This is a genomic window from Streptomyces yerevanensis, assembly GCF_000716805.1.
GTDB lineage: Bacteria > Actinomycetota > Actinomycetes > Streptomycetales > Streptomycetaceae > Streptomyces > Streptomyces flaveus.
In genome coordinates, this window is the sequence record NZ_JNWJ01000046.1 from 1 (window position 1) to 20,908 (window position 20,908).

Genomic DNA, 20,908 nt, shown 5'->3' on the forward strand with positions numbered 1-20,908 from the left:
GATGGAGTCCTTGCCGCCGGAGAACAGGATCACCGGCCGCTCGAACTCGCCCGCCACCTCACGGAAGATGTGCACACCCTCCGACTCCAAAGCGTCCAGATGGGACAGGGTGTACGTACGCTCGGCGCTCACGGAGGTCACACAAGCCCCCTCTCCGCCAGCACCGCGTACACCGCGTTCGCCGACTCCTCGGGCGTCTCCCCCTGGGTCTTCAGCGCGATGGCCGGGTCCAGCGGCGGCTCGTACGGGTCGTCGACGCCGGTGAGGCCGGTCAGCTGACCCGCGGCCTGACGGGCGTACAGGCCCTTGACGTCGCGCTCGGCGCACACCTCGACCGGAGTGGCGACATGCACCTCGATGTACGGCGTCCCGCTCGCCTCGTGGCGTTTGCGCACGGCCTCGCGGCTGTCGGCGTACGGCGCGATGACCGGCACCACCGCCAACACGCCGTTGCGGGCGAGGACTTCGGCGACCAGGCCGATGCGCTGCACGTTGGTGTTGCGGTCCTCGCGGGAGAAGCCGAGGCCCGCGGAGAGGAAGCGGCGGATCTCGTCACCGTCGAGCACCTCCACGCGGTGGTTCTCGGACCGCAGCCGGCCGGCGAGAATGCGGCCGATCGTGGTCTTGCCCGCGCTCGGCAGCCCGGTGAGCCAGATCGTGGCTCCCTGAGCCCTTGCCGTGTGGGTCATACGTGCTGTCCTTTCGCGGCGCCGGCGGTGCCGAGCCGTTGTTCGTGGAGTTCGGTGAACAGGGCTTCCCAGCGCGGGTGTACGGCGTCCGGGCCGTACGAGGCGGCCGTCAGCACGGCCGCGACGCCCATCTCCGAACGCAGCGACTCGTCGGCCATCAGCTTGCCCATGGACTGGGCGAGCGCGTCCGGGTCCTCCGGCGGAACCAGCAGCCCGTCCACTCCGTGCGTGAGCACATCGGAGGGCCCGGTCGGGCAGTCGAAGCTCACCACGGGCAGCGCGTGGCTCATCGCCTCGATCATCACCATGGGCAGGCCCTCGAAGCGTGAACTGAGCACGTAGAACGATGCCTTGGCGAGTTCGTCGTCCAGCCGGTCGGTGTGGCCCATCAGGAACACATGGTTGTAGAGGTGGTGCTCCTCTATGAGGGCCCGCAGCTCGGCCTTCTTCTCGCCGCTGCCGTAGATTCTCAACTGCCATTCGGGGTACGTCTCGACGAGCTTCGACCATGCCTCGATGAGCATGTCGAAGCCCTTCTGCGGGAAGAGCCGCCCGGCCGCCACGGCGATCTTCGCGTGATGGTCGGAGGAGACCTGGTCGAGCGAGTGCACGGCGTTGGGGATGCGTACGACCCTGGTGCCGGGCAGCAGTTGCTCGTACTCCTGGCGGTCCCGTTCGGTCAGGACGGCGACAGCGTCGAAGCGCTGATAGGTCTCCCGGATGCGCTGTTGCACATCACGCTTGTGCGTGCCGTGGTTCATGTGCTCCTGCGCGACACGGACCACGCCGCCCGTCGCGTGCTCGGCGGCCAGGAAGTTGAGCGCGGGCCGCGTGGTCACCAGGACGCCGTCCCGCAGCGTGGACAGATACGCGATGAGCTGCTCCTCGACATACCGGTTGAAGTACCGGTAGCCGAACTCGCCCGCGGGTATGTGCTTCCCCGGCTGCTCGAGCAGCCTGCCCCGGCGCCAGTCGTGCCAGCGGCCCGCGACACCGGACGGCGGGGTGTACTCGCCCTCGCGCAGGTCGACGACCGTGGAGACCGTCACCCGCGGATCGAGCGGGAACTGGACGTCCTCGCGGCGGCGCAGCGCACTCACCAGTTCGACGTCCCAGCCCGCCCGCACAAGGGAGTTGGCCTGGTTCATCACGGTGCGGATCGTGCCGCCGCGCCCGTACGCGTGCAAGAGCAGATAGCGGACCTTGGGACGCTTCGGGGCCTCATGCGCCGTAAGCCGAGGCGCCTGATTCCGGGCTGTCATATCGCCTCTTCCGCACGGCTTTCCGGGCGGCATTCCAGCGACAGGTTGTCCTTGACCGTGTAGTACGGACGGACACTGAGGCCGCCGGTCCGCTGCTCCGGGAACACCATGATCTTCTTCTTGCCGCGGATGTCGTCGAGCTGCCGCCCGACGCGCAACTCCGCCTCGCCGTCGGTGAGATGGATGTCCCACTCCTCAACCCCGGCGGCGCCGCCTGCGTCGCGGCCTGCGTCACGGCCGGCGAGGTCGGCGATGGGCAGCTCGCTCTCGAAGCGGTCGCCCTTCACGCGTGCGTCGTAGCGCAGCCGTCGGTCGGTCCCGCGCAGGACGAGCAGCAGCCGCCAGCCGTCGGCGCTCTCGGCGGCCCGGCCGTGGATGCGGCCCACGAGGCGGATACGTCCGTCGCGCGGCCAGACCTCCTCTACCTCGGCGTGCGGTCTCATGACACATAACCCCAGGCCGTACACATGGGGCGCAGCAGCTCGGGGATCTCGTCGTCCTTCGGCAGCGCACGTCCGGCCTGCACCTGACCGGACTTGATCTTGTCGCGCCAGTCGCCGAGCCCCTTGACCACCTGCGTGTCGTCCTTCTTGCCGTAGTCGAGCATCGACGGCTCGAACTCGATCTCGAGGAACTCGCACAGGCTCCGCATCTCCTTCTCCGGGGCGGCGGTGATGTCCTCGTAGCGCACGGTGTGGCCGCCGTCGATGCCGTTGCGTGCCTTCTCGACAGCCTTCATGTAGCGCAGCGCGTCGGCCGCCGCCTCGTCGTAGGTGCGCTTTTCGGGGTCGCCCTCGTGCCAGGACCGGGCGATGGACACCGGGTGGCGGAGCAGGAAGACGAAGCGGGCGTCGGGCCAGCAGTCCTGGATGCGCTGGTACACGAACGCGTTGCTCGGCGTCTTCTCGACCAGGAAGTCCTTGCCGGATTTGACCAGTTCACGGTGGAGCACCCGGTCCCACAGCAGATGCTCCAGGTCACCGCGCTCCAGGTCGAGGGCGCTCATGGCGCGCTGCGAGAGCTTGCTGCCGTAGTCGACCTCGAGGCGGCGGATGTGCGTCTCGTGCGGGGAGTGCAGCCGAGAGTGCGCGTTCAGGAGCATCCGCAGGAGGGTCGAGCCGGAGCGCACGGGCGACATGATGAAGACGGGCTGCCGCAGCAGTCGATCCGTCGTCAGGTCCTCGGCCGGGGGGCGGCGGTACACCGGCGTGGGCCGCTTGGCGGATTTCGCCGGCGCGGCCTTCGGCTGCTTGGGCACGACGGGGGCGGCGGGAGCCCTGTGCACCTGAAGGCCGGTGGTGGCGGTGAGCGCCCGGTTGAGATTGCGCATCAGACTCATGCGTCGCAAGCCTAGGTAAGGATTATGAGAAGAGGCTAGGAGCGGACTGGGCGTTGCCCAAGCTGAGCAAAATGTGACACAACTCACTCCACTCTAGGTTTCGTTCAGATTTCTGACTCCCTGTCGGAGATTTCGGATACCTCTGCCGGTGCTCCCGCAAAGACGGCTCCCGCGTCCCGCAACCGCTCGTGCAGCGCCCGGAAGACCGCCACCGAGCGGGCCCCCGGCCAGTCCGGCGGCAGCAGCGCGGGCGGCAGTCCGGGGTCGGCGTACGGGAGGTGGCGCCAGGAGTCCAGGGCGAGCAGATAGTCCCGGTACGCCGCCTCCGGCGGGGTGTCCGGCCGCGCCTCCCAGTCGTGCAGCACGCGCGCGTGGCGGTCCAGAAACTCCTCGTGCTGTTTGGCGATCGCGGCCAGGTCCCACCAGCGCGCGACCGCCTCGGCCGTCGCCGTGAAGCCCAGGTGCGCACCGCGGAACAGCTCCACATATCCGTCGAGACGCAGCCGTTCCAACGTGTGGCGGGTCTCTTCGTAGAGGCGGGCCGGCGCGAGCCACACCCCGGGGGCGGCCGTTCCGAAGCCGAGACCCACGAGCCGGGAGCGCAGCACATGCCGCTTCTGCCGCTCGGACTCCGGTACGGAGAACACCGCGAGCACCCAGCCGTCGTCCTCAGGGGGCGCCGCCGCGTAGACCCGCCGATCGCCGTCGTCGAGCAACTGCCGTGCGTCCGGCGACAGTTCGTACCCGGCCGCACCCGTCGCCGTACGCGCCGACAGGAGCAGCCCGCGGCGTTTGAGCCGGGACACGGACGACCGTACGGAGGGCGCGTCCACGCCGACCGCGGCCAGCAGCCGGATCAGCTCGGCGACCGGTACGGGACCGGGGGCGAAGCGGCCGTACGCGCCGTAGAAGGTGACGATGAGGGACCGGGGGGCGTGCTGCTCGGACACGTTGATCATTCTAGGTCGTCGGCGTCATGCGAGATCACCTTGCGTGGACTGGAGATCGCTTTCCGTACCCGCGGAACCGGCTTGCGTATGGCCCGGGTTGACGCCCGTACGCAATCGGTAGCGCTGAAGCTTCCCCGTCGCCGTACGCGGCAGCGCGTCCAGGAAGACGATCTCGCGCGGGCATTTGTACGGCGCCAGCTCGGACTTGACGAAGGCGCGCAGCGCCTCGGGGTACCGGCGCGCGCCGGCCCGCAGCACCGCGTACGCCACCACGACCTGGCCGCGTGTCTCGTCGGGCAGTCCGACGACCGCTGTCTCCACCACGTCCGGGTGACGCAGGAGCGCGTCCTCGACCTCCGGGCCCGCGATGTTGTACCCGGCGGAAATGATCATGTCGTCCGCGCGCGCGACATAGCGGAAGTAGCCGTCGGCCTCCCGGACATACGTGTCGCCGGTGATGTTCCAGCCGTCGCGTACGTACTCCGACTGCCGCGGGTCGGCGAGATAGCGGCAGCCGACCGGTCCGCGCACGGCGAGCAGTCCGGGCTCGCCGTCGGGCACGGGCTCGCCGTTCTCGTCCTGCACGCGCGCGTGCCACCCCGGTACGGGAACTCCCGTCGTCCCCGGGCGTATGCGCTCGTCGGCCGCGGAGATGAAGATGTGCAGCAGCTCGGTGGCGCCTATGCCGTTGATGGTGCGCAGGCCGGTGCGCTCGTGCCAGGCCTGCCAGGTGGCGGCGGGCAGGTTCTCGCCCGCGGACACGCAGCGCCTGAGCGAGGAGATGTCGTACGAGTCCAGCTCCTCCAGCATCGCGCGGTACGCGGTCGGCGCGGTGAACAGCACGGACACGCGGTGTTCGGCGATCGCGGGCAACAGCTGCTTGGGGCTCGCCTGTTCGAGCAGCAGGGCGCTGGCGCCCGCGCGCATCGGGAAGATCACCAGGCCGCCGAGTCCGAAGGTGAAGCCGAGCGGGGGGCTGCCGGCGAAGACGTCGTCGGCGTGCGGTCGCAGGACGTGCTTCGAGAAGGTGTCCGCTATCGCCAGGACGTCGCGGTGGAAGTGCATACAGCCCTTGGGGCGGCCGGTGGTGCCGGACGTGAACGCGATGAGGGCGACGTCGTCGGCGGCGGTGGCCACGGCGGGGTACGGCTCATCCGGGGTTCCGGGGTTCGCCCGGCGGCTTATTCGGTTCAGGAGGTCGTCGGGGGCGTCGCCGCCGTACGTCGTGATCCGCAGCCCGGGGATCTCCGCCTTCGCGAGGTCGTCCACGGACCGGATGTCGCACAGCGCGTGCCCGACCCGCGCGATCTCGCACATGGTGGCCAGCTCGTGGGGGCGCTGCTGGGCGAGCACGGTGACGGCGACCGCGCCCGCCTTCAGGACGGCCAGCCAGCACGCGGCCAGCCAGGGTGTGGTGGGCCCGCGCAGCAGGACGCGGTTGCCGGGCACCACGCCGAGGTCACCGGTCAGCACGTGCGCGATCCGGTCGACACGGGTGCGGAGATCGCCGTACGTCCATGGGGCGCCGGACGGCGTACGGAAGACGGGGCGGTCCGGGTCGGCGCGGTCGAGGAGCTCGGCGGCGCAGTTCAGCCGTTCGGGGTAGTGGAGCTCGGGGAGGTCGAAGCGGAGCTCGGGCCACTGGCCGGGGGGTGGCAGGTGATCGCGGGTGAAGGTGTCCACGTGGGCCGAGGTCGTCGGCCGCCCGGTGTCGATGGCTTCCCTGGAGTGCGTGGGTTCCATGGCGGTTCGCCCCCTGTGTCGTGGTGGGCTCGCGCATCGAGCGTATCGTGTTGATGACGACAGTCAACGGCCCGCGATAGCCTTGTGGTATGGCCCGACAGGGGAGAGGGGACCGGTAGTGACCGCATTCTCGCTCGATCCGGAACAGACCGCCTGGTGCACGAAGCTACGAGCCGTTGCCGCCGACGTCCTGCGCCCCCTGGCCGAGAAGGGTGAACCGGGCCATGTCAACCGCCCGCTCCTCGCGGAACTGGCCCAACTCGGCCTTCTGAAGCGCCTGTTCACCTCCGGCGCCCTCGACCTGTGCCTGATGCGTGAGTCCCTCGCGTACACCTGCACGGAAGCGGAAACGGCCCTGGCGCTCCAGGGCCTGGGCGCACACCCGGTCCACGCGTACGGAACCCCGGCCCAGCGCGACCGCTGGCTGCCACGCGTCAGCGAGGGCACGGCCGTGGCGGCCTTCGCCCTGAGCGAGCCGGGCGCGGGCTCGGACGCGGCGGCGCTGAGCCTCCGGGCGGAACGGGACACCTCGCCGCAGGCCGAGGCCGACGGCCCGGCCCGCTGGCGCCTCACCGGTGAGAAGTGCTGGATCTCCAACGCGCCCGAAGCCGACTTCTACACCGTCTTCGCCCGCACCACGCCCGATGCCGGCGCCCGCGGGGTGACCGCCTTCCTCGTCCCCGCCGACCGCCCCGGACTCACCGGCACCCCCCTCGACATGCTCTCCCCGCACCCCATCGGCACCCTCACCTTCGACGCCGTACCGGTGAACGCGGGCGACATCCTCGGCGAACCCGACCGCGGCTTCCGCGTCGCGATGAACACCCTCAACCTGTTCCGCCCGAGCGTCGGCGCCTTCGCGGTCGGCATGGCACAGGCCGCGCTGGACGCCACCCTCAAGCACACCGCGGGACGCGACGCGTTCGGCGGCAAACTGAGCGACCTGCAGACCGTGGCCCACCAGGTCGCCGAGATGGCCCAGCGGACGGAGGCGGCTCGCCTGATGGTCTACGCGGCGGCAGCGGCGTACGACGAAGGCGCCCCCGACGTCCCGAAACGCGCCGCGATGGCGAAGCTGCTCGCCACCGAGACCGCGCAGTACGTGGTCGACGCCGCCGTCCAACTGCACGGCGCCCGCGCCCTGCGCCGCGGCCACCTCCTCGAACACCTCTACCGCGAGGTACGCGCCCCACGGATCTACGAGGGCGCGAGCGAGGTCCAACGGGCGGTCATCGCAAAGGAGTTGTACCGGGAGTTGGGCGGCAGGGAGCCTGTCGGCGGGGAGTTGGGCGGCAAGGGGCTGCACGGCAGAGGGCCGTACGCGGAGGGGGACCGCTCATGACCACCGAGCGCGTCAACCCACCCGAACTCTCCCCGCCCACCGGCTTCTCCCACGCCGTCACCACCACCGGCTCCCGCGTCGTCTACCTCGCCGGCCAGACCGCCCTCGACGCCGAGGGCAAGGTCGTCGGAGCCACGCTCCCCGACCAGTTCGAACGCGCCCTCACGAACCTCCTCACCGCCCTGCATGCCGCCGGAGGCACCCCCACCGACCTCGCCCGCGTCACCGTCTACACCACGGACGTGGCCGACTACCGCACCCACGCCCCCGAACTCGGCCGCATCTGGCGCAAGCTGGCAGGCCCCGAATACCCGGCCATGGCCGTCCTCGGAGTCGTACGCCTCTGGGACACCCAGGCCCTGGTGGAACTGGACGGGGTCGCGGTGCTCCCGTAAGCCACGGTGCGGTACCGCGCTCCTAAGGAGGCCGCAGGCCTCTTAGGGGCGCGGGGAACTGCGCGACCAGCCACGACGGACCCGCGGTGTGGAGCCGAACCGCACAGATTCCGCACCCAGCGGAGCGCTCACGCCGCGATGCTCAGCTGCTCGGCCGGTGCACGGTGGGGAGCGATGACCCGGCCGTCAGGAAGGAGGGCGCCGGTGTCGTCGAAGGTGATGGCACCGTCGCAGAGGAGGTACCAGCCCTGCTCGGGGTGGGCGGCGACGATGTGTGCTGTGTCGCTGTCGGAGCGGCCGGAGCGGTCGGACGACGGGCAGGAATTCCGGTGAGTACACATGGCGTACCTCCACGTGCGACGGGTTCGGGCGACGTGGTCGCCGCCTCGTACCTAGACCATGCCCCCGGCTGTGAACTCAGCGGAACCGCTGCCCATGAAGCGTGACAACACGCGGACAAGACACGGACACGCCTCGGACGTCCCCAGGACGGACGGTACGGACTCGCCACCAAAGAGTGACGTTCACGGCCATGGCGATGAGCGCCGGGTACTTCTGGGAATCCCAACCAAGGAGGTAATCCGATGTTCCTACGAAAGGCCGTCGGCGTGGCCGCCGGAGCGGCGCTGCTGATGCTCGCCGCCTCGTCCGCCACCGCTCTCGACGAACCGGCCGATCCCGATCCCGCCGACTCCGCCACCGTCGCCGCCGACATGGTGACCATCGACGAGACCGGCCAGATCGCGTCGGACGGCACCGTCACCCTCTCCGGCACCTACCGCTGTCGGCACAGCTCGGGCCCGGTGTACGTGAGCTCGTCGCTGGTCGTCGAGGACAGAACCTACGAGCTGTACGGCATCGGCGGCACCCGCGCGATCTGCGACGGAACCGAGCGCACCTGGTCGAACACCGGACGGACGCAGGGCCGCTTCCAGCCCGGCCCGGCCCATGTCGAAGCCACACTGCTGGAACTCTACAGCGACGACGGACCTTTCGGCCTCCCCATCCCCCGGCCGAACGTACGCGCGACCGACGAACAGGGAATCGAGCTCAGTGAAAGCTGACGCCCCGCACAGGACCTGACGTCCACCGGACGTCGTCCACCGAACGTCCGGCCCGGAGGCACCCCCTGCCTCCGGGCCCCGGGAAGGAGCGCGGGATGTTGTCGGTCGTGGTGCCCTGCTTCAACGAGGAGCAGGTGCTCGAGGCGTTCAACGACGAACTCCACGCGCGGCTCGACGAACTGAGGGAGCCGTACGAGGTGGTGTTCGTCGACGACGGGTCCACCGACGGCACGCTGTCCCTGCTGCGCGCGTTCGCCTTCCGTGACCCTCGCGTCCGCTACCTGGCCCTGTCGCGGAACTTCGGCAAAGAAGCCGGTCTGCTCGCCGGTCTGCGCGAGGCCGCCGGGGACCACATCGCCATCATGGACGCCGACCTCCAGCACCCGCCCGCCCTGCTCGGCAAGATGCTCGACCTGCGGCGCGAAGGCTTCGACCAGGTCGTCGCCCGCCGCTCCCGCGACCACGACGGCCCGCTGCGGACCCTGCTGAGCCGCGGCTACTACCGGTTCCTCAACCACTGGGCGGACGTCGAACTGGTCGACGGCGCCGGGGACTTCCGCCTGCTCTCGCGCCGCGCCGTGGACGCCCTGTTGGAGCTGGGCGAGCGCAACCGCTTCTCCAAGGGCCTGTTCTCGTGGATCGGCTTCAGCACCGTCTTCTTCGACTACCAGGACACCCCACGCGCCGGAGGCGACAGCAAGTGGAGCTATCCCAAGCTCCTCAACTACGCGGTGGACGGCCTCGTCTCCTTCAACAGCCGCCCCCTGCGACTGGCCATCCACCTCGGGCTCCTGCTCTCCGCCCTGGCCCTCGGCTACGCCGCCTGGACGGTCGGCGCCGTGCTCCTCGGCGGCGTCACCGCACCCGGGTACGTCACCCTGCTCGTCGCGGTCACCGGCTTCGGCGGTATGCAGATGGTGCTGCTCGGCCTCATCGGCGAGTACATCGGCCGGGTCTACCACGAGTGCAAGCAGCGCCCGCACTACCTGGTGAGCGAGCGCCCGCCCGCGGACGTCACCCGTCCGCCCGCTCTGCGGACCCGCTCCTCGTGAAGGGACAGCTCCTGCGGTTCGCACTGGTCGGGGCCGTCAACACCGGGACGTACTACGCCCTTTACCGGCTGCTGTGCCTGTGGACGCCGTATCTGGTCGGGCATGTCCTGGCGACCCTGCTGAGCATGATCGGCTCCTTCTTCATGAACGTCCGCTTCACCTACCGCACCAACCCGAGCTGGCAGAAGTTCGTGCTGTTCCCGCTGACGAACGCCGCGAACCTCCTGCTCACCACGGCCGGGGTCTACGGGCTGGTCTCCGGCCTCGGCATGGACGCACGGATCGCCCCGCTGATCGCCGCCGTCGGAGCGATCCCCATCACCTTCCTGATCGCTCGCCGCATCCTGGTGCCGGCATGAAGACCCGCCTCGCCGGACCCGGCCTGGCCGCAGCCCTCGCCATGGCCGCCTTCGTCATCTCGGGCACGGTGCGCGGCACGTACCCCTTCGGGAACCGTTCGCGTGCCGTCAACGACCTCGGCAACCAGTTCGTGCCCTTCCACGCCCACCTGTGGGACCTGCTGCACGGCACCTCGTCCGGCGACCTCTTCTTCAACTGGAACAGCGCCTTCGGAGTGCCGTACTGGGCGGACTTCGTCAGCTTCCTCGGCAACCCCTTCTCGCTGCTCGTCGCGGCCTTCCCGCGGCGCCAGGTCGACCTGGGCGTCTACGTGGGGGAGTGCCTGAGCATCGGGCTCGGCGCGGCCGTCATGACGCTGTGGCTGCGACGGCTGCGGCCCGGCTCCTGGTGGCAGGCGGGCCTGCTCGGTGCCGCGTACGCACTGTCGGGCTGGACGCTCAACGACGGCGTGTTCGACCCGATGTGGCTGTGGGGACTGACGGCGTTCCCGCTGATGCTGCTGGCGCTCGACCGCTGTACGCGCGAGCGCGGCTGGCTGTGGGCCGCGCCCATGGTGGGCCTGGCCTGGGCCGGCAACTTCTACACCGCGTTGATGGCCGCCGTCGGGACCATCGTCGTCGGTGCCGTGCTGCTGGCCACCCGCGAGTGGAGCCGGACAGGGCTGCTGCGGTTCCTCGGCCGCATCGCCCTCACCTTCGCGCTCGGTACGGCGCTCGCCGCGCCCGTGATCTGGCCCTCGTACCTGGCCGCCGCGGGTGCCCAGCCGATTCCCGCGCTGCCCTACAGCCGTCCGCCCGCGTTGGAGTATCTGCTTCAACTGCTGCCCGCGCAGCGGGGGTTCGGCAGCCTGCCCCGGTTCTTCGTGGGCATGCTCGCGCTGCTGCTTGTGCTCGCCTTCCCGATCAGCAGGCACATCCCCGTGCGTACGCGGGTGGCGTGGTGTGCGGCGCTGGCCGTCGTCGTCGCCTCCTTCTGCTCGCTGCCCACGGTCAGGCTCTGGTACGGCCTCTCCCTGCCCAACGGCAGTCCGTACCGTGCGTCGTTCGTGCTCGCCGGTCTGCTGGTCTCGGTCGCGTGGCTCTGCCTCGCTCACCGGCCACGGCCCGGGCCGCTGCTCGCCGCCGGTGCGGTCACCTGCGTCCTCGCCGCCGTGTCCGTACGCAACGAGAACGGCGTGAGTCATCTGACCTGGCTCGTGGTCCTCGGCTCGGGAGGGCTCACCCTGGCGCTTCTTCTGCTGCTCGCCGGGAAGCGCGGCGCCCGGCTGATCGGCGCCGCACTCGCCGTGCTCGTGCTCGCCGAGTCCGCGGCCAGCGGTGTCGCCGTCGACCAACAGCGCCACAAGCTGGCCTTCTACACCCCCAAGCCCACCTGGGGCGCTCGGCACGACGCGGTACGCGAAGCCGTCACCCGGGTCGCCGACTGGCCCGCTCACCGCACCGACACCGGCCCGCCCGAGATCGTCAACAACGACCCGCAGCTCCTGGGCAGCGAGGGCCCGGCCTACTACAGCAGCTACGTGCCGAAGCAGACCGCCCGACTGCTGCGGCGCCTCGGCTACTCCTGGACGATGTACGGCCGCCATCTGATCCCCCAGGACAGCCCGGTCGCCGACGCGGTCTTCTCCGTCGGCGCCCGCATCCGGCACACCGACGCCCCGGGACGCGTACGCGTCGAACGCTTCCCCGCGCCGCCGCTGGTGACCGTCCACCCACGCGCCGCACCTCAACTGCCGCCCGGTTCCTCGTCGTTCGCCCACCAACAGGCGGCACTGGGGCACCAGGTGTACGAGCTGCCGCGGATCTCCTTCACCGGTGCGCACGGTCCGGAGCCGCGGCGTGCGTCAGGCCCGTACCGGCTGACCGTCGCGGGCGCCCCGTACCGGATCACCGCCCGATGCCGCCCCGGCAGCCGCCTGTACGTCGACGGCTCCTGGACCGACGCGATGCTCGCGGGCTCCGGCGGGAGATCCGTACGCCTGTGGGGCGAGCGCCCCGAGAAGGCGGTGGCCACCAAGCCGCTCGGCACCGTCCCGGCGGACGGCCGCGTCACGGTCACCATCGCCACGGTCTTCCAGGACACCGAACTGCCGCGCTCACCCCTGGCCTGCCTGGACCCCGCCGAACTCAGGCGGGCGATCACGGACCTACGAGCCCGGGGCGCCACCCACGTCACGGCGGGCGGCCACAGCGTACGCGCCACACTCCCGCCCGGTTCCAAGGGCACGGCCGTCATCGCCACCGCCCGCACACTGGGCTGGCGCTGCGCGGTCGACGGCGGCCCGATGCGCGCCCCGCAGAGCCGCCTGGGCCTGATCGCGGTCCCGTTGCCGGACGCCTCCGAGCACCAACTCCACTGCTCCTTCCGCCCACCCGGCCTGCGCGCGGCATCGGCGGTGAGCGCGGGGGCGGTCGTGCTGCTGCTGTGCGTGGCCGCGTTTCTTCGAAGGGCGCGGCGGCTCGGCGCAGTCCTCCGGCGGTGACAAGCTCAGGTGTCGATCAGAGGTTCGTGGACGTGCCCGCACGGCTATACGCTCGGCGACCTGGGGGGCGCGCAGAGCTCCAGCCCCGAGACCAATCGGAGAAGTGACTGATGGAGACCAGCGGACAGCAGTTCATCGCGGGCAAGCGCCGCTCCGGCACGTCCGGCGAGCAGCACTCGGTGACCAACCCGGCCACCGGCGAGGTCCTGGCCACCGACACCCTGGCAGGCCCTGAGGACGTCAACGAGGCGGTCGCCGCCGCCCGCGCCGCCTTCGCCGAGTGGTCGCGCACCACCCCCGCCGAACGCTCCGAGGCCATGCTGCGCTGGGCGGACCAGCTCCAGGCCCGCAGCGAGGAATTCGCCGACACCGAGAGCCGTATCGGCGGCAAACCGATCCGGCTGACCCGCGGCTTCGACATCCCCGGCAGCATCGACAACGTACGGTTCTTCGCCGGCGCCGCCCGCAACCTGGAAGGCCGCGCCTCGGCGGAGTACTCCGGCGACCACACCTCCACCATCCGCCGCGAACCCATCGGCGTCATCGGCTCCATCGCCCCCTGGAACTACCCGCTGCAGATGGCCGCCTGGAAGGTGCTGCCCGCCGTCGCCGCCGGCAACACAGTCGTGCTGAAGCCGTCCGAACTCACCCCGCTCACCTCGGTGATGTTCGCCGAGGCGGCGCAGGAGGCCGGGATCCCCGACGGCGTCATCAACATCGTCACCGGCAGCGGCCCCGTCGCCGGGCAGGCCCTGATCACCCACCCCGACATCGCCATGGTCTCCTTCACCGGCTCCACCACGGTCGGCCGCCAAGTCGCCGCGCAGGCAGCCGGGTTGGCCAAGCGCGTCCATCTCGAACTCGGCGGCAAGGCCCCCTTCGTCGTCTTCGACGACGCCGACCTGGAGGCCGCCGCCCGCGGCGCCGTGGCCGGCGCCCTCATCAACGCCGGCCAGGACTGCACGGCCGCCACCCGCGCCTACGTCCAACGCCCCCTGTACGAGGCGTTCGTGGCCCGCGTCGCCGAGCTGATGGACGGCGTACGCCTGGGCCCGGTCGACGACCCCGCCACCGACATGGGCTCCCTGATCTCCCTCCGGCAGCGCGACAAGGTCGCCGCCATGGTGGAGAACGCGCGTGAGGCCGGAGCCACGATCGTGCGCGGCGGGAGGATCCCCGACGGACCGCTGGGCCGGGCCGCCTACTACGAGCCCACCCTCATCACCGACGCCGCGCAGGACTCCGCCATCGTCCAGCAGGAGATCTTCGGCCCGGTCCTCGTCTGCCTGCCCTTCGACAGCGACGACGACGCCATCCGCCTGGCCAACGACACGCCGTACGGCCTTGCCGCCTCCGCCTGGACCGGCAACGTCTTCCGCGCCGGACGCGCGAGCCGCGAGATCCAGGCGGGCTGCGTCTGGATCAACGACCACATCCCGATCATCAGCGAGATGCCGCACGGCGGCTACAAGGCCTCCGGCTTCGGCAAGGACATGTCGGCGTACTCCTTCGACGAGTACACCAACATCAAGCACGTCATGTCGGAGAACACCGGCGAGCAGCACAAGTCCTGGCACGACGTGGTCTTCACCAGCCGCTGACCCACCACAGACGGCCATCGACCACGACGTCGGTGTCGAGGAATTCGGAACCCTGTCGGAACAGGTGGGTGATCGGCCCAGGGATCGGCTCAGAACATCGTGTTGTCGTTGGCGGAGGTCGCCGGCACGTCCTGGAGTACGTCCCAGTGCTCGACGATCTTGCCGTTCCTGCCGACGCGGAAGATGTCCACGACGGACTGGCCGCGGTCCTCGGGGGTGAGGCGGTAGTGGGCGTGGATGGCCACCATGTCGCCTTCGGCGATGACGCGCTTGCGTTCCACGATCAGGTTCGGGAACTGCTGGAAGAAGCTGGTGAACTGCTCGCGCAGGCCGGCCGAGCCGTTGGGGATGGTGGGATTGTGCTGGTAGTACTCCGGAGCCAGGTACCGGACCGCGTCGGGGTTCTTGTCGACGAGGAGCGTGTCGAAGTACTTGGTCGCCACCTTCTGGCTGAAGGGCGTCAGCCAGCGGGGGCCCGGCTGGCTCGTGCGCGGGTGGCTGACCGTGCCGAACATGTCGTTGCCGTTGACGGTGCTCGCCGGCACGTCCTGCAGGATGTCCCAGTGCTCGGCGATCATGCCGCTCTTCGGGTCGAAGCGGAACATGTCGACCAGGGCTACGCCGCGGGTGCCGGGTTCGTTGATCACGTTGCCGTGGACGATGACCATGTTGCCCTGGGCGAGGACCCGCTTGACGTTGTACGTCAGGTCCGGGTACCGCGCGGTCTCGAAGCGGACGAAGTCCTTGAGCGCCTCGGTGCCGTCGGCCGCGTTGGGGTTGTGCTGGATGTAGTCGGGGCGGATGTGGCGGTCGGCGGCCGACAGGTCACCGTGCTCGAAGAGTCGCTTGAGCACGTGGACGGCGACGCGCTTGTTGCGCTCCTGCGTGACAGGGCTGGTGTGCCAGGCGTCGGCGGTGGCCCCGCCGTGTGAGGGCGCGGAGGCGGTGGCGGCGGGCGTGAAGCCGGCCACGGCTCCGACGGTCGCGGCGGCGACCAGGGTGGCGACGGCCTTGCGGGACAGGTGGGTGCTGCGCATGACGGTGTTCTCCAATGCTGTGCGGGTGAAACGAAGACGAAGGGATGGGGATCAGGCGGACGTGAAGGCGAGGAGGAACTCGACGGTTCCCTCGTCCTCGACCGTGATCCCGCCGAAGTTCGGTGCGTCGACGCCGTAGTCGGCGAAGGTGAGGGGGATGGAACCGTTGGTGCGGAAGCCGTCGGCGGTGCGCTGGGCGGTGAGCTCGAAGGTGACGGGGTTGGTCTCGCCGTGGACGGTCAGCTCACCCGTGGCCTCGGCGGTGACCTGTTCGCCGACGTCCGGGGCCGAGCCGAAGTCAGCGGGTTCGGTGAGCTCGAAGGTGGCCTCCGGGAACTGCTCGGTGTTCATGATCCGGCCGCGGAACTGGGCGTCACGCTCGTCGGAGTCGCTCGCCACCGAGGCCAGGTCGACGGTGATGGTGCCGCTGGTGGCGCGGGTGCCCTCGATCTCCAGGTCTCCGGTGACCTCTTCGGTGCGGCCCACGGCGGTGACGTTCTGGCCGAAGAGGACCTCGTCGACGCGGTAACCGGCCTGCGATCCGCTGCTCACCCGCCATGAGCCCTCGACGCCGTCCCTTGCCTGCTCTCCGGACCCGGAGGATCCGTCGGGGGACGCCTCCGACCCCGGTGGGGGACTGTCGAGCGAGAGCGCGGCCGGTGGCTCGTCCGCGATGTAGTTGATGTAGACGTACGGGCCTCCGATGCCCAGTACGGCGACGACAGCCACGCCCGCGATCAGCCAGCGCTTCCAGTGCCTGCGGATGCTGCCTGCCATGGTGTTCTCCTAGCCTTTGTTTGAGGATTTCAACTGAACTTTCAAGTATTTGTTTGTGGGTAGCCCTGGCTGTCCGGCGTGCGAGGGGGAGGGAGCGGGGTCTTGAGGGTGCGGCTCAGCCGTGGGCGGCGAGCGAGATGTGCTCCCACTCGGCCCAGGTGGCCAGCTTCTGCGCGTAGTGGTCCTTGGTCATCTGGATCGGCGGCCGGCCGAAGAACACCCGCAGCGGCGGGTTCTCGGCGTCCACGATCTTCAGCAGTGCCGGGCCGACGGCCTTGGGGTCGCCCAGGTCGGACAGGTCCAGGCCCTCGGTCAGGGCCTGGCGGACCCCGTCGTAGACCGGGTTGGGCTCGGACCGGGCCGCGGAGGCGCCGGGCCAGTCGGTGGGGTACGGACCCGGCTCGACCAAGGTGACCTTGATGTTCTGCCCGGCGACCTCTCCGGCCAGCGCCTCGGACAGCCCCTCGACGGCCCACTTGGAGGCGGCGTAGGCACCGAGGCTGGGGATGGCGAGGACGCCACCGACCGAGCTGACCTGCACGATGTGGCCACCGCCCTGGGCGCGCAGCAGGGGCAGGGCGGCCTGGGTGACCCAGAGCACGCCGAAGAAGTTGGCCTCCATCTGATCGCGCGCCTCGGCCTCGGTCAGTTCCTCGACCATGCCGAAGTGGCCGTAACCGGCGTTGTTGACGATGACGTCCAGGCCCCCGAAGTGCGCGTGGGCCTGCTTGACCGCGTCGAACGCGGCGGCCTTGTCTGTGACGTCCAGCGCCAGCGCGAGCAGCTGGTCGCCGTAGGTGATCGCGAGGTCCGTCAGGGACCCGGTGTTCCGTGCGGTCGCCGCGACCTTGTCGCCGCGCTCCAGTGCCGCCTCGACGAACGAGCGGCCCAGGCCGCGGGACGAACCGGTGACGAACCAGGTCTTGGACATGGAAATCCTTCGTGGAAACAGGGGTGGATCAGAAGCGGGGTCAGACAAGTGCTCCTGGTTTGCTACGCTCAAAACGGAGGAGCCTCCGGATTTGATTGAAACCTTAAATGGAGGAGCCTCCGCTTGTCCAGGAGGAAGGATTGCTGTGACCGGCAACACACGCGGAATGCGTGCCGACGCGCGGCGCAACCGGGAGCGTCTGCTCGACGCGGCTGTGCGGGCCTTCTCCGAACGGGGCCTCGACGCCTCGCTCGAGGCCATCGCCAGGGACGCCGGTGTGGGTATCGGGACCCTTTACCGGCACTTCCCCACCCGTGAGGCGCTGGTGGAGGCCGCCTACCGCAACGAGCTCGCCCGGGTCTGCGACAGCGCCACGGAGTTGCTCGACCAGTTCCCGCCCGACCAGGCGATGCGGCTGTGGATGGACCGGTTCATCGACTACCTGACCACCAAGGAGGGCATGGCGGAGGCGTTGAAGGCCGTCATCGCCTCCGGCGCCGATCCGTTCGCCGAGAGTCTCGACCGGCTCAGCACGGCCATCAGCACGCTGCTGGACGCCGGGGCCAAGGCGGGCGCCCTGCGCTCGGACGTCGATCCTCTGGACGTCGGATTCGCCCTCGGCGGCATCCTCCTGATCACCAGTGACAAAGGACAACGCGACCGCGCGGGCCGCATGCTCGATCTGCTCCTCGACGGGCTTCGATACCGCGCCGGATGAATGGGAGACCCCATGCGACTGGGCGTACACATCACCCGCTTCAACCACCCCGCCGGCCCGGCCGCCCTCGGCCCCGAGCTGGCCGCGGTGGGCGCTGCGGCGGAGGCGGCAGGCGTCAGCCGGCTCTCCGTCATGGACCACTACTTCCAGATGGAGGCGTACGGGCTCACCGCGACGGAGCCCATGCTGGAGGGCTACACCACCCTCGGCTACCTCGCGGCGCACACCTCCACCACGCAACTGGGCCTGCTCGTCACGGGAGTGACGTACCGTCACCCCGGTCTGCTGGCCAAGATCGTCACCTCTCTCGACGTACTCTCCGGCGGCCGGGCCTTCCTCGGTGCCGGCGCCGCCTGGTACGAGCGCGAACACACGGCCCTGGGCGTCCCGTTCCCTCCGGTCGCCGAGCGCTTCGAGCGGCTGGAGGAGACCCTGCGCATCTGCCGGCAGATGTGGGACCCGCAGAACAACGGCCCCTTCGAGGGCAAGCACTATCAGCTGGCCGAAACGCTCAACGTACCGGCGCCGGTGAGCACCCCGCACCCGGAGATCATGATCGGCGGCGGTGGGGAGAAGAAGACCCTGCGGCTCGTCGCCCAGTACGCGGACGCCTGCAACCTCTTCGGCTCCAGCCCGGCGGAGGTCGGGCACAAGCTGAACGTGCTGCGCGATCACTGCGAGGACGTCGGTCGTGACTACGCGGCCATCCGCAAAACCGTCCTCTACATCGACCCCAGCGGCATGCTCGACGGCTTCCCCGAGGCCATGGCCGACTACGCCGCTCTGGGCATCGACGAGGCCATTGTCGCGCCGCCGGAGGACGCCCCGGCCCAGTGGATCGAGCGGCATACCGCCCCGGCGGCACGGGCGGTGGCCGAGCTGGGCTGACGGCATGTCACCGGCTCAGGTTCTCGAACAGGACCATTCCGGCCGCGGTGTTCGACGCGGGCACGTGGTACGTCTCGTGCACGCGTCGGATCCGGGGCCCGAGCGCGCCGCGCATGATCAGCCACATGATCAGCTCGATGCCCTCGGAGCCGGCCTCGCGGATGTACTCCTCGCGCGTCAGTGCGGCCAGCTTGTCGGGGTCGTGCTCGATCGCGTCGAGGTACATCCGGTCGAAGTCCTGGTTGATCAACCCCGCGCGGGCGCCCGCGAGTTGGTGGGACATGCCGCCGGTACCGAAGACCGCTACCTTGAGGTCCTCGGGGAAGGACCGGATCGCCTCGCCGAGCGCGCGACCGAGGGCCAGGCAGCGCGCGGCGGTGGGTTGCGGGTACTGGATGACGTTCACCAGGAGGGGCACCACCGCGCATGGCCAGCGTTCGCCGGGGTCCGGGCAGTACACCGACAGCGGAACGGTCAGGCCGTGGTCGACATCGAGTTCCTGATAGACGGTCAGGTCGAAGGAGCTGTCGATCAGGCTCTCGACGAGATGGTCGGAGAACTCGGGCGCGCCGATGACCGCCGGCACGGGGCGGCTGCCCCACCCCTCGTCGGCCACTCGGTACGACTCCGCCGTCCCGAGCGCGAAGGTCGGGGTGACACTCATGTCGAGGGCGTTGGCATGGTCGTTGTAGATGACGATCGCGATATCGGGGGTGTGCTCGGCCATCCACTCCCGCGCCGGCGCGTACCCGTCGAACAGCGGTTTCCAGTACGGGTCTTCGGTCTTCCCGTGGTCCATGGCCGCACCGATCGACGGCACGTGCGAGGTGGCCAGACCCCAGATCACCTCAGCCAAAGTTCCGCCCTCCCGCTTTCAGCGCCTCCGCGAACTCCTCGGTGGTCATGCCGGTGAACACCCCGCCGAGGTACTGCATGGATTTCTGGTCGACCATGGCGAGCTTGAAGACGTAGAAGATGGAGCCGCCCAGCTCCATCATCCGGTTCCAGTCCCGCGTGAGGACGGCGTCCCGCTGCGCGGCCGTGAGCCCGTACGCCTCGCAGTACGCGGCCTCGTCGGCTGCGAACCTCTCTCGGTTCTCGGCCTCCTTGAGGGACCCGCAGAGCCGGTTCAGCGCTCGGCCGCGGCGGCTTTCCGCGGCGTCGAAGACGTAGGTGCCGGGGACCTGGGGTGTGCTGCTGGACATCCCGTTTCCTCTCCCGTGTCGTTGCCGGTCAAGGCGCCTTCTCCTGCGGATGGGTGGCGAGCGCTTCGACGGTGATGTCCATCCACTTCCACATCGGCAGGGAGGCGAGCGCGTCGTGCAGCTGAGCCGGGTCGGCCGCCTCGTACAGGCCGATCGTGGCGTTGCGGCCCGGAACCCGCCACAGCCGCTTGAGGATGCCGGCCTCCCTGAGCTGCATGGCCCGTTCGCGCTCGCCCTTGCGCAGGGCCTCGCGTACGTCGTCGGGGGTGTCCGGGGGCAGGGTGTTCTCGGTGCGTACGAGGAATTCCATGGGGCGTCCCTTCCTGGATCGGGTCACGGATCGGGTCAGGCTGCCGCGATCTCCAGCAGCAGTTCGGCCAGTTCGCCGGGGGCCGTGACCATGGCCTCGTGGCCGGTGGCGATCTCGAGGACCGGCCAGCCGCGGGCGGCGGCCCGCTCGGCGTGCGGGGTGAACACCCGCATCCAGTCGGTGCATTCGACGAAGACGCCGGGGACCTGGTCCGCCTTGCCGGTCAGACGCAGCGGCTCGGTGTAGGTCAGCCATGGGTGCGGGGTCAGCCGGGGGCCGAGCCAGTCGAGGTCCGCCTGTTCCTCGACGCCGAGCACGCTCAGCGAGCGCACCGGGATGAGCCAGCCGAAGCCCGGTCCGGCCACGGACTCCCGGTAGTGCCCGGCGACCTGGGCGGGCAGCAGATCGATCGCCGCCTCGCCGTCGGCGCCGACGAAGGCGTCGAGGTGGACCCGCCGCGCCAGCCGGTCCGGGATCCGGTCCGCGACCCCGGTGACGACCTGGCCGGCGTAACTGTGCCCGACCAGTACGACGTCCTGGGCGTCGTGGGCCTCGATCAGCGCCACGACGTCCTCGATGTGCGTGGTCAGCCCGACCTGCGGGCTGAGCAGATGGGCGCGGTCGCTCACCCCGGTCAGCGTGGGAGTGTGCACCTCGTGCCCGGCCGCGCGCAGCGCCGGAGCCACGCGCTGCCACACCCAGCCGCCGTGCCAGGCTCCGTGGAGCAGGACGAAGACGCTCATGGGAACACCGTTCTGTGGAG

Annotated in this window: 23 protein-coding genes and 1 pseudogene; 9 read left to right on the forward strand and 15 right to left on the reverse strand. The window is 70.0% G+C overall.

The genetic code is table 11. The features are described from left to right. The 7 genes and pseudogenes from OP79_RS54405 to OP79_RS35685 all read right to left on the reverse strand — a co-directional run. Positions 1-123 (reverse strand): annotated as a pseudogene (locus OP79_RS54405) (sulfate adenylyltransferase subunit CysD); the annotation flags it as partial. Positions 124-137: 14 nt separating this feature from the next. Continuing rightward, positions 138-689 (reverse strand): adenylyl-sulfate kinase, encoded by a 552-nt coding sequence (gene cysC, locus OP79_RS35660; protein WP_033326200.1) that lies wholly within the window; start codon positions 687-689, stop codon positions 138-140. Next, on the reverse strand, positions 686-1,951 hold the full coding sequence (locus OP79_RS35665; RefSeq protein WP_051745163.1) for a glycosyltransferase family 4 protein: 1,266 nt from the start codon (positions 1,949-1,951) through the stop codon (positions 686-688). Before OP79_RS35665 ends, cysC begins: the two co-directional genes overlap by 4 nt. After that, positions 1,948-2,394, reverse strand: a complete 447-nt coding sequence (locus OP79_RS35670) for a hypothetical protein (RefSeq protein ID WP_033326201.1) — start codon at positions 2,392-2,394, stop codon at positions 1,948-1,950. The genes OP79_RS35665 and OP79_RS35670 overlap by 4 nt, the downstream gene beginning before the upstream one ends. After that, positions 2,391-3,290: a sulfotransferase family protein gene (locus OP79_RS35675; protein WP_033326203.1), complete on the reverse strand. Its 900-nt coding sequence runs from the start codon at positions 3,288-3,290 to the stop codon at positions 2,391-2,393. The genes OP79_RS35670 and OP79_RS35675 overlap by 4 nt, the downstream gene beginning before the upstream one ends. Positions 3,291-3,394: 104 nt before the next feature. Next, on the reverse strand, positions 3,395-4,249 hold the full coding sequence (locus OP79_RS35680) for a PaaX family transcriptional regulator (RefSeq protein WP_051745164.1): 855 nt from the start codon (positions 4,247-4,249) through the stop codon (positions 3,395-3,397). Positions 4,250-4,264: 15 nt separating this feature from the next. Then, on the reverse strand, positions 4,265-5,983 hold the full coding sequence (locus OP79_RS35685) for an AMP-binding protein (protein WP_051745165.1): 1,719 nt from the start codon (positions 5,981-5,983) through the stop codon (positions 4,265-4,267). A 118-nt stretch (positions 5,984-6,101) separates the two neighbouring features. On the opposite strand from OP79_RS35685, the gene OP79_RS35690 reads away from it, so the two are divergent. Together OP79_RS35690 and OP79_RS35695 are read left to right on the forward strand one after the other, a co-directional pair. Next, entirely contained in the window at positions 6,102-7,325 is a 1,224-nt protein-coding gene (locus tag OP79_RS35690; RefSeq protein ID WP_078492208.1) for an acyl-CoA dehydrogenase family protein, read from the forward strand. Continuing rightward, a complete protein-coding gene (locus OP79_RS35695) occupies positions 7,322-7,720 on the forward strand; it encodes a RidA family protein (RefSeq protein ID WP_033326205.1) in 399 nt (132 codons plus the stop codon). The genes OP79_RS35690 and OP79_RS35695 overlap by 4 nt, the downstream gene beginning before the upstream one ends. 128 nt (positions 7,721-7,848) lie before the next feature. On the opposite strand, the gene OP79_RS35700 is transcribed toward OP79_RS35695, so the two are convergent. Next, entirely contained in the window at positions 7,849-8,061 is a 213-nt protein-coding gene (locus tag OP79_RS35700) for a DUF5999 family protein (RefSeq protein WP_033326206.1), read from the reverse strand. Positions 8,062-8,304: 243 nt separating this feature from the next. On the opposite strand from OP79_RS35700, the gene OP79_RS35705 reads away from it, so the two are divergent. From OP79_RS35705 to OP79_RS35725, 5 genes are all read left to right on the forward strand, one after another. Then, positions 8,305-8,784, forward strand: a complete 480-nt coding sequence (locus OP79_RS35705; protein ID WP_033326208.1) for a DUF6299 family protein — start codon at positions 8,305-8,307, stop codon at positions 8,782-8,784. A 95-nt stretch (positions 8,785-8,879) separates the two neighbouring features. After that, positions 8,880-9,836: a glycosyltransferase family 2 protein gene (locus OP79_RS35710; RefSeq protein WP_033326210.1), complete on the forward strand. Its 957-nt coding sequence runs from the start codon at positions 8,880-8,882 to the stop codon at positions 9,834-9,836. Continuing rightward, the gene (locus OP79_RS35715; protein WP_033326212.1) at positions 9,833-10,195 is read left to right on the forward strand and encodes a GtrA family protein; all 363 of its coding nucleotides are present in this window, start codon (positions 9,833-9,835) and stop codon (positions 10,193-10,195) included. The genes OP79_RS35710 and OP79_RS35715 overlap by 4 nt, the downstream gene beginning before the upstream one ends. Then, positions 10,192-12,678 (forward strand): YfhO family protein, encoded by a 2,487-nt coding sequence (locus OP79_RS35720; protein ID WP_033326214.1) that lies wholly within the window; start codon positions 10,192-10,194, stop codon positions 12,676-12,678. The genes OP79_RS35715 and OP79_RS35720 overlap by 4 nt, the downstream gene beginning before the upstream one ends. Before the next feature lie 110 nt (positions 12,679-12,788). After that, on the forward strand, positions 12,789-14,279 hold the full coding sequence (locus OP79_RS35725; RefSeq protein ID WP_051745166.1) for a gamma-aminobutyraldehyde dehydrogenase: 1,491 nt from the start codon (positions 12,789-12,791) through the stop codon (positions 14,277-14,279). A gap of 89 nt (positions 14,280-14,368) precedes the next feature. On the opposite strand, the gene OP79_RS35730 is transcribed toward OP79_RS35725, so the two are convergent. The 3 genes from OP79_RS35730 to OP79_RS35740 all read right to left on the reverse strand — a co-directional run bounded on the left by OP79_RS35730 (position 14,369) and on the right by OP79_RS35740 (position 17,024). Beyond that, a complete protein-coding gene (locus tag OP79_RS35730) occupies positions 14,369-15,316 on the reverse strand; it encodes a nuclear transport factor 2 family protein (protein WP_033326218.1) in 948 nt (315 codons plus the stop codon). 51 nt (positions 15,317-15,367) lie between these two features. After that, complete coding sequence (locus OP79_RS35735; protein WP_051745167.1) at positions 15,368-16,093, reverse strand: YceI family protein; 726 nt, start codon at positions 16,091-16,093, stop codon at positions 15,368-15,370. 115 nt (positions 16,094-16,208) lie between these two features. After that, complete coding sequence (locus tag OP79_RS35740) at positions 16,209-17,024, reverse strand: SDR family oxidoreductase (protein WP_033326220.1); 816 nt, start codon at positions 17,022-17,024, stop codon at positions 16,209-16,211. Between the two features lie 145 nt (positions 17,025-17,169). Here OP79_RS35740 and OP79_RS35745 point away from each other — a divergent pair, with 145 nt between their 5' ends. Both OP79_RS35745 and OP79_RS35750 read left to right on the forward strand, forming a co-directional pair. Then, positions 17,170-17,742, forward strand: coding sequence for a TetR/AcrR family transcriptional regulator (locus OP79_RS35745; RefSeq protein WP_425428653.1), 573 nt, complete (start codon positions 17,170-17,172; stop codon positions 17,740-17,742). A 12-nt stretch (positions 17,743-17,754) separates the two neighbouring features. Continuing rightward, complete coding sequence (locus OP79_RS35750; RefSeq protein ID WP_033326222.1) at positions 17,755-18,630, forward strand: LLM class F420-dependent oxidoreductase; 876 nt, start codon at positions 17,755-17,757, stop codon at positions 18,628-18,630. A 7-nt stretch (positions 18,631-18,637) separates the two neighbouring features. Here OP79_RS35750 and OP79_RS35755 read toward each other — a convergent pair whose 3' ends face one another. The 4 genes from OP79_RS35755 to OP79_RS35770 are packed head-to-tail and all read right to left on the reverse strand — an operon-like array spanning position 18,638 to position 20,888. Beyond that, positions 18,638-19,477: a class III extradiol dioxygenase subunit beta gene (locus tag OP79_RS35755; protein ID WP_211270928.1), complete on the reverse strand. Its 840-nt coding sequence runs from the start codon at positions 19,475-19,477 to the stop codon at positions 18,638-18,640. A gap of 1 nt (position 19,478) precedes the next feature. Next, positions 19,479-19,835: a protocatechuate 4,5-dioxygenase subunit alpha gene (ligA, locus tag OP79_RS35760; RefSeq protein ID WP_033326225.1), complete on the reverse strand. Its 357-nt coding sequence runs from the start codon at positions 19,833-19,835 to the stop codon at positions 19,479-19,481. 28 nt (positions 19,836-19,863) lie between these two features. Further along, positions 19,864-20,145: a muconolactone Delta-isomerase family protein gene (locus OP79_RS35765; protein ID WP_033326227.1), complete on the reverse strand. Its 282-nt coding sequence runs from the start codon at positions 20,143-20,145 to the stop codon at positions 19,864-19,866. Positions 20,146-20,180: 35 nt separating this feature from the next. After that, positions 20,181-20,888 (reverse strand): alpha/beta fold hydrolase, encoded by a 708-nt coding sequence (locus OP79_RS35770; protein WP_033326229.1) that lies wholly within the window; start codon positions 20,886-20,888, stop codon positions 20,181-20,183. Positions 20,889-20,908: the final 20 nt, after the last annotated feature.

What these genes read in the sequence shown, in the direction of transcription:
- cysC (WP_033326200.1), bottom strand. Translation starts at nt 689, where the DNA reads ATGACCCACACGGCAAGGGCTCAGGGAGCCACGATCTGGCTCACCGGG.
- OP79_RS35665 (WP_051745163.1), bottom strand. Translation starts at nt 1,951, where the DNA reads ATGACAGCCCGGAATCAGGCGCCTCGGCTTACGGCGCATGAGGCCCCG.
- OP79_RS35670 (WP_033326201.1), bottom strand. Translation starts at nt 2,394, where the DNA reads ATGAGACCGCACGCCGAGGTAGAGGAGGTCTGGCCGCGCGACGGACGT.
- OP79_RS35675 (WP_033326203.1), bottom strand. Translation starts at nt 3,290, where the DNA reads ATGAGTCTGATGCGCAATCTCAACCGGGCGCTCACCGCCACCACCGGC.
- OP79_RS35680 (WP_051745164.1), bottom strand. Translation starts at nt 4,249, where the DNA reads ATGATCAACGTGTCCGAGCAGCACGCCCCCCGGTCCCTCATCGTCACC.
- OP79_RS35685 (WP_051745165.1), bottom strand. Translation starts at nt 5,983, where the DNA reads ATGGAACCCACGCACTCCAGGGAAGCCATCGACACCGGGCGGCCGACG.
- OP79_RS35695 (WP_033326205.1), top strand. Translation starts at nt 7,322, where the DNA reads ATGACCACCGAGCGCGTCAACCCACCCGAACTCTCCCCGCCCACCGGC.
- OP79_RS35700 (WP_033326206.1), bottom strand. Translation starts at nt 8,061, where the DNA reads ATGTGTACTCACCGGAATTCCTGCCCGTCGTCCGACCGCTCCGGCCGC.
- OP79_RS35705 (WP_033326208.1), top strand. Translation starts at nt 8,305, where the DNA reads ATGTTCCTACGAAAGGCCGTCGGCGTGGCCGCCGGAGCGGCGCTGCTG.
- OP79_RS35710 (WP_033326210.1), top strand. Translation starts at nt 8,880, where the DNA reads ATGTTGTCGGTCGTGGTGCCCTGCTTCAACGAGGAGCAGGTGCTCGAG.
- OP79_RS35720 (WP_033326214.1), top strand. Translation starts at nt 10,192, where the DNA reads ATGAAGACCCGCCTCGCCGGACCCGGCCTGGCCGCAGCCCTCGCCATG.
- OP79_RS35725 (WP_051745166.1), top strand. Translation starts at nt 12,789, where the DNA reads ATGGAGACCAGCGGACAGCAGTTCATCGCGGGCAAGCGCCGCTCCGGC.
- OP79_RS35730 (WP_033326218.1), bottom strand. Translation starts at nt 15,316, where the DNA reads ATGCGCAGCACCCACCTGTCCCGCAAGGCCGTCGCCACCCTGGTCGCC.
- OP79_RS35735 (WP_051745167.1), bottom strand. Translation starts at nt 16,093, where the DNA reads ATGGCAGGCAGCATCCGCAGGCACTGGAAGCGCTGGCTGATCGCGGGC.
- OP79_RS35740 (WP_033326220.1), bottom strand. Translation starts at nt 17,024, where the DNA reads ATGTCCAAGACCTGGTTCGTCACCGGTTCGTCCCGCGGCCTGGGCCGC.
- OP79_RS35750 (WP_033326222.1), top strand. Translation starts at nt 17,755, where the DNA reads ATGCGACTGGGCGTACACATCACCCGCTTCAACCACCCCGCCGGCCCG.
- ligA (WP_033326225.1), bottom strand. Translation starts at nt 19,835, where the DNA reads ATGTCCAGCAGCACACCCCAGGTCCCCGGCACCTACGTCTTCGACGCC.
- OP79_RS35765 (WP_033326227.1), bottom strand. Translation starts at nt 20,145, where the DNA reads ATGGAATTCCTCGTACGCACCGAGAACACCCTGCCCCCGGACACCCCC.
- OP79_RS35770 (WP_033326229.1), bottom strand. Translation starts at nt 20,888, where the DNA reads ATGAGCGTCTTCGTCCTGCTCCACGGAGCCTGGCACGGCGGCTGGGTG.